Origin of the sequence: Stieleria sedimenti (assembly GCF_025060895.1) — a bacterium.
Lineage (GTDB): Bacteria > Planctomycetota > Planctomycetia > Pirellulales > Pirellulaceae > Stieleria > Stieleria sedimenti.
This window is the reverse complement of the sequence record NZ_JANZKV010000126.1, coordinates 1-9,452: the sequence shown is the minus strand read 5'-3', so window position 1 is coordinate 9,452 and position 9,452 is coordinate 1. Positions and strand designations below refer to the sequence as shown.

The 9,452-nt window shown below is 58.2% G+C and carries 9 protein-coding genes; 2 read left to right on the top strand and 7 right to left on the bottom strand.

Features of this window, described 5'->3' with window-relative positions; all coding sequences use genetic code 11:
* Nucleotides 1–260 precede the first annotated feature (260 nt).
* The gene (locus NZK35_RS16775) at nt 261–716 is read left to right on the top strand and encodes a DUF3859 domain-containing protein (RefSeq protein WP_259633687.1); all 456 of its coding nucleotides are present in this window, start codon (nt 261–263) and stop codon (nt 714–716) included.
* A gap of 230 nt (nt 717–946) precedes the next feature.
* Here the strand turns inward: NZK35_RS16775 and NZK35_RS16770 are convergent, their stop codons facing one another.
* The 5 genes from NZK35_RS16770 to NZK35_RS16750 form a co-directional block, all read right to left on the bottom strand.
* Nucleotides 947–1,939 (bottom strand): ThuA domain-containing protein, encoded by a 993-nt coding sequence (locus NZK35_RS16770; protein WP_259633686.1) that lies wholly within the window; start codon nt 1,937–1,939, stop codon nt 947–949.
* A gap of 227 nt (nt 1,940–2,166) precedes the next feature.
* Nucleotides 2,167–2,358 carry a hypothetical protein gene (locus NZK35_RS16765; protein WP_259633685.1) on the bottom strand — a complete coding sequence of 64 codons (192 nt, stop codon included), beginning with the start codon at nt 2,356–2,358 and terminating at the stop codon, nt 2,167–2,169.
* Between the two features lie 29 nt (nt 2,359–2,387).
* On the bottom strand, nt 2,388–3,641 hold the full coding sequence (locus tag NZK35_RS16760) for a DUF1559 domain-containing protein (protein ID WP_259633684.1): 1,254 nt from the start codon (nt 3,639–3,641) through the stop codon (nt 2,388–2,390).
* A 289-nt stretch (nt 3,642–3,930) separates the two neighbouring features.
* Nucleotides 3,931–4,710 carry a metallophosphoesterase family protein gene (locus NZK35_RS16755; RefSeq protein ID WP_259633683.1) on the bottom strand — a complete coding sequence of 260 codons (780 nt, stop codon included), beginning with the start codon at nt 4,708–4,710 and terminating at the stop codon, nt 3,931–3,933.
* Nucleotides 4,711–5,478 (bottom strand): metallophosphoesterase family protein, encoded by a 768-nt coding sequence (locus NZK35_RS16750; RefSeq protein WP_259633682.1) that lies wholly within the window; start codon nt 5,476–5,478, stop codon nt 4,711–4,713.
* Nucleotides 5,479–5,651: 173 nt separating this feature from the next.
* On the opposite strand from NZK35_RS16750, the gene tsaB reads away from it, so the two are divergent.
* The gene (gene tsaB, locus NZK35_RS16745; RefSeq protein WP_259633681.1) at nt 5,652–6,365 is read left to right on the top strand and encodes a tRNA (adenosine(37)-N6)-threonylcarbamoyltransferase complex dimerization subunit type 1 TsaB; all 714 of its coding nucleotides are present in this window, start codon (nt 5,652–5,654) and stop codon (nt 6,363–6,365) included.
* 397 nt (nt 6,366–6,762) lie between these two features.
* Here tsaB and NZK35_RS16740 read toward each other — a convergent pair whose 3' ends face one another.
* Together NZK35_RS16740 and NZK35_RS16735 are read right to left on the bottom strand one after the other, a co-directional pair.
* The gene (locus NZK35_RS16740) at nt 6,763–7,404 is read right to left on the bottom strand and encodes a hypothetical protein (protein ID WP_259633680.1); all 642 of its coding nucleotides are present in this window, start codon (nt 7,402–7,404) and stop codon (nt 6,763–6,765) included.
* Nucleotides 7,405–7,585: 181 nt separating this feature from the next.
* Nucleotides 7,586–8,722 (bottom strand): peptidylprolyl isomerase, encoded by a 1,137-nt coding sequence (locus NZK35_RS16735; protein WP_259633679.1) that lies wholly within the window; start codon nt 8,720–8,722, stop codon nt 7,586–7,588.
* Nucleotides 8,723–9,452 lie beyond the last annotated feature (730 nt).

Here is a 9,452-nt window from a genome sequence, read left to right as displayed (position 1 = left end):
CTAACACCCTCAGTTGATTGTTAGCGGCAGGGCGCGAGCCCTCCGGTCTTTCACGGTGTTTTTGAAACGCCACCGGACGGCTCGCGCCGTTCCGCTAACACCCTCAGTTGATTGTTAGCGGCAGGGCGCAAGCCCTCCGGTCTTTCGACGTGTTTTTGAAACGCCACCGGACGACTCGCGCCGTTCCGCTAACACCCTACCGCCCCAATGTAGCGATTCCTGGTCGTTGAGCGTGAACCGTGATCGGCTAAGATGATTCAATGGCCAAACAAAGACCCGAAGTCAGCGTCCGAACGTATGGACTGTATTCGAAATGGGATTCCGGATCGAAGGAGTTGCCAGCGTTTCTGGAATCCACCACACGCATCCCAGCGGAAGTCGACGTGGAATTCGGCTTGGTGATCAACGTGATCGGTGGCAAGAATCTACAACTTCATTACTGCATCGATCACCCCGGCATTCGTGACGCCGAGGGCAAGCGGCGTCCACCCTTTGAAGACGTGGTCTATGTGAAGACCAACGACTGGGATTTCTACCTGGGCGACACCGTTTGGGAACCCATCGACGACAAGATCGGCACCTGGCGGATGACGTTAACGCTGTCGGGCCAAATCGTGGCCGACCAACGTTTTGAAGTCTACCGCCCGGCGAACAAACGACGGGTCGTCAGGCCAATGCGTCACCAATATCGCTTGGTCTGGATCCCCGGACTGTAGAAAAGACCCGAGCAACTCGACAAGAAAATGGCTGACAAGAAAATGCGGCAAATCCACCACCGCCCGGTCGGGCAATCCATTTTCTTGTCAGCCATTTTCTTGTCTGTCTAAACAGCGGCATCAGAATTTTTCTGCCATCTTCGCAAGCTGGACCCTTACGCCACTGGGATCGAAAGCTGGACCTTACGCCACTGGGATCGCAAGCTGGAAGCTTACGCCACTGGGAGGCCTCAAAACTCGCGGGCGCTGCTTTCCGTCGGACTCGGGAAATCCTCGGGCACGTCGGTCAAGGTCACGTCGCCGGTTGCAGCCCACTCGCAGCCGCGGACCAAGGTGGTGATGAATCCGACGCCGCTGAAGGAAACCGCATCGTGGCCCATCGTCGTGTGAAAGATCCGTCCCTTGCCATAATCGATCGTCATCAGTTTCGGTTCGTGGCGACCGGTTCCTTTGTATTGAGGGTCGGCGTAGGCGGTCGCCAGGATTGTCATGTTGACGGCGGGTCCGCGGAGCTTTTGATAGAGTTCATCCTTCGTGTGCATCCAGGCACTCGGCAGACCTTTCACGATCGGGTGGTCGGGAGTTCGCACGATCACCTGGTACTCGTGTGCCGGTCCGTGGTTGCCGCCCGGTCCGGCGGTGGTGTCACGAACGACCTCGCCATCCAAATTGATGTACACATACGGGCCCGACTGTTCGTTTCGGCCTCCCCATCCGCCGATGCCGATCATCTTGTTGAATTCGTTCCACTCGGCGAAGGAGTTATCGGCGGCGTGAATCACGACCAAGCCGCCACCGCCGTCGACAAAGTCCTCCAGCGCCTTTTGAGTTTCTTGCGGCCACGGTGCGGCGTTCCAACCGAAGTTGCTGATCACGACGTCATAGTCGGAAAACGTTGGATTGAAGTCGGGATCCGTTTTCGGCTGGGGCAGATCCTGATACGTCTTGCCGTCCTTGAGCGGGAATTGTTCGAGCAGTTTGCCACCTTTCCAGGTGAACTGAGTCCGCTCGATATCGACGGTGAAGCGTCCCGAATCTTCCAGGTACTTCTTGGTCATCATCGTCGTCTGGGGCCAAGCGGTGTGATTGTTCTGGCCGTCGATGATCAGCGCCCGCAGTTTTGCATCGGCTGCGCCCGCCTGGCTGAGGAATCCCGGGAGGGCGGCGACGACAAAGACGGAAAACAGTGCAACGCTGATCGCGCGGCGAGTGACTCGATTCATGATGGTGATGGCGTACGTGAAAAGGTTAAACGGTAAGAAAAACAGTGGACGGATCAACCGTGAAGGGTGCGATGACGGGATCGGATTTCACTTGGTCACTATTGTAGCCGGCCGCCACCCAGGGTTCTGCCGTCGAACGATGGCTCCTGCAAAGAAAAAAGCCCCTCGCGATCGCTCGCGAAGGGCTTTACTGGTCAGCACCGCGTGCCGTCTCGTTTGAAGCCGATCTATTCGGCCGGATCGTCGTCAGGCTCGGCATCGTTTTGAACGTTTGCGTCTTCGGCAATCATTCGTTCATAATCCGCAAACGCTTGCTCGTCGGCGTTCTGCATCACGTTGGACGGTTGGGGATCACCACATCCGGCCAACGGCAACGTCAAGCCGACGAAGCAAACGAGCCATGAAAACCGCTTTCTCATTGCAATCATCCTGGGGTTGATCGGGAACGTTACTGATTGAGCTGTTCTTCAATCGTTTCGTTGCTCGCTCGGGTTCCCAGTGCACCCCACAAACCGTAGGGACTGATGTTGCCGGGAGATTGCCCACCGGTACCGTTTCGCCAGACCATTCCGGCTCGACTGTTTCCGGCCTCGACCGAATCGGTCATGAACACGACCGCTCCGTCTCCCATCAGGATGTGTGCACCGCCCTGGTGACGGCTGCCCGGCGGCGCAAGGAACGTGCCTCCGGGGTTCCGCTGGGCGCAGATTTCCGAGTTGGGCGGCAGGATCGTGTGCATCGACGTCATCTCGACGCGGTGATCGGCCCAGCGGAACCCGCGTCCATTGGTGCGGTTCATCATCCGCAGGTTTGGCTCCCAGAATCGTGGACGATCGGGATCGAGGTAGCCCTGATCTTCGCACCATTTCGGATTGTCACGAATCAGTGCCCAGGCCTGGGTCGATTCGTGGTCGGCCAAGGTCCGTTTGTCTCGGTCACCCAAATCGGTCGCGATTTCGCCCATCGCGATCGTGTTGGACAAGCCATCAATCACATCGCGGAACTTGGCCCGCTTGTGTTGGACAAACATGCCGCGGTCGGCGGCCTGGGAGTGTCGCATCCAGCCGCTGGTTTCGGGGTACGTTCCGTCCTCGGGGTTGGGGAATTGACGCCCACCGCGAATCGACCAATAACAGGAATCGCCGAGATTGACGGCATAGTTGGTCCGTCCCAGCGCCGGCAAACCGACGCCCGGGTCGCTCGGGCAACGCAGGGTCGGAATCTCGGTCGACCAAGGAATGTACCTGGCCTGGGTCGGAACCGGCCCCATCGCCGGCCAGGGCGGATTGTAAACCACCGTGGAATCGACGGCGTCTTTGTTGTTGGGATTTGAGATTTGGTCCCAGATCGATTGTTGCTCCATGAAGGGCGTCAAACCGACCAACGCACTCAGCCGCCAGGAGTTGGAGTGGGAGTAGTTTCGCCACCAGTCATGGTTGGGACCGGTTTGGCCGAAGGGCGGAGCAGCAGAGGTCCCGGCACTGGTCGTTCCCACGCCGTGCATCGGCAGCTCTTTGTAGGCCGCGTGGTAATTGTGCACGGCAATGCCGATTTGCCGAAAGTTGTTGCTGCAGCTCATCCGCCGAGCCGCCTCGCGGGCCGCTTGAACCGCTGGCAACAGCAGTCCGACCAAGATGCCAATGATGGCGATGACAACTAAAAGCTCCACGAGCGTGAAGCCAGATCTCACATGCCGTTTCATGTGAACCTCCAAGAAGAAATAAGGAAAAGAGAACGGGCAAGTTTCCAATGTATTCTTTTTAAGGGCGGTCCTGCCGTCGAAAAGATCAGGTTAACGCGAAAGAATGCCGCTTTTATGGGAATTCGGTCACGATTTGGCAAGCGCGCTCGCCGTGCAGCGGGTGTCCGAAGGGGGATTGCCGGAGTCCTGTTCACCCCCGTGGGGCGACACAGTGAGGCATTGGTTAGCGGTAGCCCGCAAGCGGGCCGTCGCTAAAACCTCATGCCGACCGGAGCGCCCAGATCGAAACTTAGCGACCGTCTCGGAGTCGATAGCCGAGGAAATTGTCGAGTTCCGTTTCGGCTTCGATCTTGGCGATCGTGTCTTCGATGTCGTATTCGACCCGATGGAAGAAGACTTGCTGCTGGTCGTAGACGACGTAGCAGCTGCGCGGGTCCAGATCCCGTGGCTGGCCGACGCTGCCGACATTGATCATCAGCCGGACGGACGGATCACTGACGTCGTAGCCTTCGGGCACCTCAGCCGGCCGAATGAAATTCAGGTCGGTGGTAAAAATCCCGGGAACGTGGGTGTGGCCCTGGAAGCACAGATGGGGGACCAACGAAAACAGCTTTTCCATTTTCTTGCTGTTTTGGATGTCTTCGGGCATCACATATTCGTTGGTCGGCCCGCGTGGTGAGCCGTGCACGAACAGGACGTTTTCTTCGCGGATCGTTCGTGGCAAACGGCACAAGAAATCGAGCCGGCGCCGCGACGCGGAGGGGTGTTGGTCGTCCCCTGCGGCAGCTCCGGCATGGTTTTCCAGTTTGCTGCGGGTCCAAAAAATGGCCTGTTCGGCGGCGGCATTGAAACCTTCGGGGTCGAACAAGGCGCTGCTGTCGTGGTTACCGAGCACACAGAACCCGAATTCCATCACGACATCAAGGCACTCGCAGGGCTGGGGCCCGTAACCGACGACATCGCCCAAGCAAACGATGCGATCGACCTGTTGCGTTTGAACGTGCGCCAACACGGCCTGGAGCGCAGTCAGGTTGCCGTGAATATCGCTTAGGATCGCAGTTCGGGTCACTTAACGTCCGTGTTTGATGCGGTCACCGAGTTGATCAGACAAGTCGGCTTCGGCGTAAATCTTGTTGGCTGTCGTCTCAATGTCGTATTCGACTCTACGGTAGGTCACCGTGGGGCCACCGGGGGCGTCTTTGTCCAAAATGACATAGCACGCCCGATTGTCTTCGTCTCGCGGTTGGCCGACGCTGCCGACGTTGATCATCGCTTTTTCGCTGGTCAGCTGATAATGGTAGTCACATTCATCGGGCTGGACGAATTCGCAGTTCGTCGTGAAGATCCCCGGCAGATGGGTGTGGCCCATGAAGCAGTATTGCTTGACCTTGCCAAACAGGATTTCCATTTTTCGCTGATCGAAGATGTACTCCGGAAAAACGTACTCGTTGGTCGGATCCCGTGGCGAACCGTGGACGAACTTGAACTGATCGTCGTCATGGTAGCGGGGCAATTCGCCGAGGAAGTCCCAGCGTCCGTTGACCTGGGCGGCGCTGCCGGGACCGTTATCCAATTGGTCACGTGTCCAGTAGATCGCCTGCAGGGCCATCGGGTTGAAGCCGTCGGGATCGAACAAGGCCGCCTGATCATGGTTTCCCAGGATCGTGACCTTGCAGTTCTTCATCACTTCGTCCAGGCATTCGCAGGGATTGGGCCCATAGCCAATGATGTCTCCCAAACAGTAAATTTCATCTACCGATTGGGCACGGATATCGGCCAGAACCGCGAGCAGCGCTTCAAGGTTGCCGTGAATGTCGCTGATCAGGGCTCGCTTCACTGTGTTGGTCCTGGCGGGGAAAATGGGCTGACGTTTTAAAATGGTGTTCTACTTAACGAATCCATCGGGTCAGCGAATTGTAAAGGTAATCAAATTTTCGCGACAATCCCACGGCAGAGACGCGAATCGGAGCATCGGACGCCGCATTATTTCTAGTTTCGTTACGACCATTGATGATTCAGCTCGCACTTGAAACCACCGGAACGAACGGATCGCTTGCGGTATTGGACGGCAAAACCGTGCTGTGGGATTGTCGATTCGGTGTCCTGCGACGGACCGCCGCAGACATCGCCTGCCAATTGGACACCTCGCTTCGCCGGTGTGAGGACCGCGGCCTGGCCCTGGACGCGATCTCTGTGGCGGTGGGCCCTGGATCGTTCACCGGCTTGCGAATCGCAATCACCACGGCCAAAACGCTCGCCTACGCGCTCGGGTTGCCCGTGATTCCGGTCGGGTCGTTGGCGGCCATCGCCGCGGTGAACCTGCGGGAAGGCAGCGCCGCGAACGTCCTGGTTGGGCTCAACGCCTACCGTCGCCAGGTCTTCGCGGCAGAATTTTCCCGGGACGAGCTGTGCCGCGACAATTTGATCCACCGCTGTAACGATCGCGCCGAGGTGGTTTCCCGGCAGCACTGGGACGAGCGGGTGGCCGACAAATGCGGCCGTTCCGATTGGGCGATCGCGGGGGATCGCTCCATTGTTTCCGATCAGGTCGCCGAATCGTTGCATCACGCCGAACATTGTGACGCGGTCGGCGTCGGGTGGGTCGCGACCGGTCTGGTCGCCGGATCGACAAGCCAGCCGCCGGCCTGCTACGCCGATCCGTTTTCCTTGACCGCCCGCTATCTCAAGCTGAGTGCGGCTGAGGAGAAGGCAGCTTTACGCTGATCGATTCCTGGCTGCGACGCACGCCGTCGGTGCCGTAGTAGATCGTCGTTTTCTTGCGGTGATCGTAAACGGCGGTCAATTTCACACTCCGCGGACCGTGCACGCAAAAATAAAGCCCACACGATTCTCCGCCCCGCAGCACCTGACGACGGGTCATCGGAAATTGTCCCGGTTCCAATTGACCGATCCGGCACAAGTAAGCTTCGACGTGTCGGCAAAATCTGTCGAATGAGACGGTTTGCGAAGAGAACCCGATCATATAGGCAAATTCACTGGGAAGTGGACGGATGTGGGGCGACAAATGGCCCGGCCGCGAGCCAACGCTCGGTGTCGACTCGACCGCGTTGCAGCGTTGGTATCGGCGGCGGCGGTGAGGAAAATTAGTTTCCAAGAAAAGCTATAGGTGGGCGCGTCGAGCGTCTTGTTCGGTCACCCGCCGGAAAATGTCCCGCAAAATCCGCTGTTCCAGTGAAGTGTCGCGGCCCAGCGAAATCCAACCCAATGTCTGAGGGGAATCACCCGCCCCACCGACCTGCCGCACGATGGTACCGTCGTGACGCCGCGTCGCCGTCGTTTCGGTTGCGTACTGCGTCCGATCGGTATCTTCAAGATCTTTCTGCACAATCACTTCGACCGTGTAGCCTGCACCGCGTGGCCGGACGATGACGGTCGCCTTGCGGCGGATCGATTGCAGTGTGCTTTGCAGCGCTTCGAATCCCGCCGTGCTGTCCTTCCGCCACGGTTCCAACACCGACGACCCGACGCGATACGACGTTTCCACACGCCCGTCCAACAAGAAGTTGTTGGAGTTTTGAACGGGTTGCTCACGCGAGATTCGAAAGTAATCGTCCACCGTGTCGACTACCTGTGACCAAACAAACTGGTCGTCCATCGGCGGCAATTCCAACGGGTTGGGAATGAATTGCTCCGGCGCCCGGCGATCCAATCGATAAGCCAATTGTCCGCAACCACCAAGCACCATGAACACGCCAAGGGCGAATAAGATGCCGGTGGCGTTTCGAAGGTGTGGGGTAAGCATCCTGCTTGCCATGGACGGGGTAAATTCGAATCGCGATCGACAGGCTGGAAGCCTATCCCACTTTGGAACGCAAGGCCGGCGTGGCTCCCGCCACGTGCCGGTCGTCGTCACGAGGCGGGAGCCTCCGTGACAGTGTGTTCCCAGGCGGAGCCTTGGAACAAGTTGACAGTCGCGAACGGCCTCATCTGTAATCCGAATTGAATGTCGGCACGGTTGAGACGCTGGTCGGCCGCAACGGTTTCGCGCCGGGCACGTCGTCGGGATAGATCGACCAGACGGGAACCTTCTTGCGCATCTCTTGCATCATCTTGGTTTGGGACGCCGCGACCTTTTCTTTCTTGATCTGCTCGCGAATGTCTTCCTGCACTTCGGCCAGCGGTGTCACCCCCGCATCCATCCGCTCCAACACCCGAATGATGTGCAGCCCCTGCTCGTCTTCGATGATCTCACTCATCCTGTTCAAGGGAATCGAAAAGACCTGTTGCTCGATCGGCTTGGACGCCAACGAACCCTTGGACGTCCAGTCATGTTGCCCGCCATCGGCCGCAAAGGGTTCTTCGCTCTTTTTTCGGGCGGTCTCTTTCCAGCCTTCGTTGAAGTGGACTTCACGACCGATTTCGATGATCAATTTCCGCACTTCCTCGGGTGAGGAATGGTTGGCGAACAGCACCGAAAGTTGTTCCCAGCGGGCTTTGGCGGGGTGTCGATAGGTATCGATGTCCTGTTGGTAGGCTGCGTTGATTTCGGCGATCGTCACGGTGGGATCTTTTTCGATCTTGCTGCGCATGTACATGTGCCCGAGCATCATGTCGGTGAATTCGCGCTGACGGGCTCGCAACGACGTTCCGGTTTCGCGCAGCTTCTGATCCAGTTCCGTCAGATCTTCGGTCCCGTATTTTTCCTTGAGACCTTCCAGTTCGTTTTCAAAGAACATCTGGCGCGCCCGGCTGGTCATCATCTCGCTGACTTCGCGACGTTTCGACGCGGCCTGCGTTCCGACTTGGTCGAGCAAAAACGATTCGCTCATCATCTTGGTCTGGATCGCTTGGGTCAGCGCACCGCGTGCCAGATTCATTCTCGCCGGGGCGAGTTGCTCTGGCGGCAATTTCAAGTTTTGTTCCTTGAGCACCTGCTGGATTCGGCCGTCGACTTTCGGCTGGATGTCACCCCACAGGATCGGCGATTGGCCCACGACGGCCATGATGGTGGCCGGGTCATCGGGCAGCGGCGCGAGATCGGCCGGCGGCGTAGGGATTTGACCGTAGAGCGAGGTAGACGCTGGATTGGCAACGCAGATCAACAGGGCGACCGTTAACATTCGCAATGCTGCCTGCTGACGCGCCGCATCTGGAGTCACCGATCGTAGTGGCGAAGTAGGTTGGTTCGAAGGCATCATCCGCCCGCAGCGAAGTGGTGGGAGTGAATTGGTTGAAAGGGCTTGTAAGCTTCACCAACCGATGAAAACAAGATCAGTCGAACCGTTCCGCTCTGAAGGGCTACACGATGCCGATGGTAGCCGAGCATCTCGCACCGATCGGCATCCTCACGTCCGACCCTCCCTGAAGGCACTGGTGTCGACACCTCTGACGATGGCTCCCCTCGCCCCAAAACAGATCGCGGTCAACGTCACTCTGAGAATCAATGTCTTTCGCGCGATCTGCTTTGGGGGAGAGGGGCTGGGGGCTTATGTTTCCCCACATCTTTGCATCCCGGAGGGGATGGCAGAAATTCGCCGGCGGTCGAGCGAAGCGAACACCGCCGGAACGTTATATGACAGTCCAAACGACCCCGACGGGGTCGCAGGGATTCCGGTGGTGCGCTGAGGCGACCACCGGCTACTTGCTGCAACCCCTCTCGGGGTAAAACCTGCACCGCAGGCGGATTGAGTCCGCGAGATGTGGGTAGCTTACGGTGGTCACTGCAACATTTTTGACGGTCCACCCCTGGGGGTCGTGCAGTTCTTAAGTCTCCGATAATAAAGGGTTTTCGTCACTCTCCCTCTGGGGGTTCTTCGCGGATTTTAGTGGCTGCTCTCGAATACTCGGGGA

Excerpts from the sequence above, each read along its gene's own strand:
- tsaB (WP_259633681.1), top strand. The coding sequence starts at position 5,652 with ATGATTCAGCTCGCACTTGAAACCACCGGAACGAACGGATCGCTTGCG.
- NZK35_RS16770 (WP_259633686.1), bottom strand. The coding sequence starts at position 1,939 with ATGAATCGAGTCACTCGCCGCGCGATCAGCGTTGCACTGTTTTCCGTC.
- NZK35_RS16760 (WP_259633684.1), bottom strand. The coding sequence starts at position 3,641 with ATGAAACGGCATGTGAGATCTGGCTTCACGCTCGTGGAGCTTTTAGTT.
- NZK35_RS16775 (WP_259633687.1), top strand. The coding sequence starts at position 261 with ATGGCCAAACAAAGACCCGAAGTCAGCGTCCGAACGTATGGACTGTAT.
- NZK35_RS16735 (WP_259633679.1), bottom strand. The coding sequence starts at position 8,722 with ATGTTAACGGTCGCCCTGTTGATCTGCGTTGCCAATCCAGCGTCTACC.
- NZK35_RS16765 (WP_259633685.1), bottom strand. The coding sequence starts at position 2,358 with ATGAGAAAGCGGTTTTCATGGCTCGTTTGCTTCGTCGGCTTGACGTTG.
- NZK35_RS16740 (WP_259633680.1), bottom strand. The coding sequence starts at position 7,404 with ATGCTTACCCCACACCTTCGAAACGCCACCGGCATCTTATTCGCCCTT.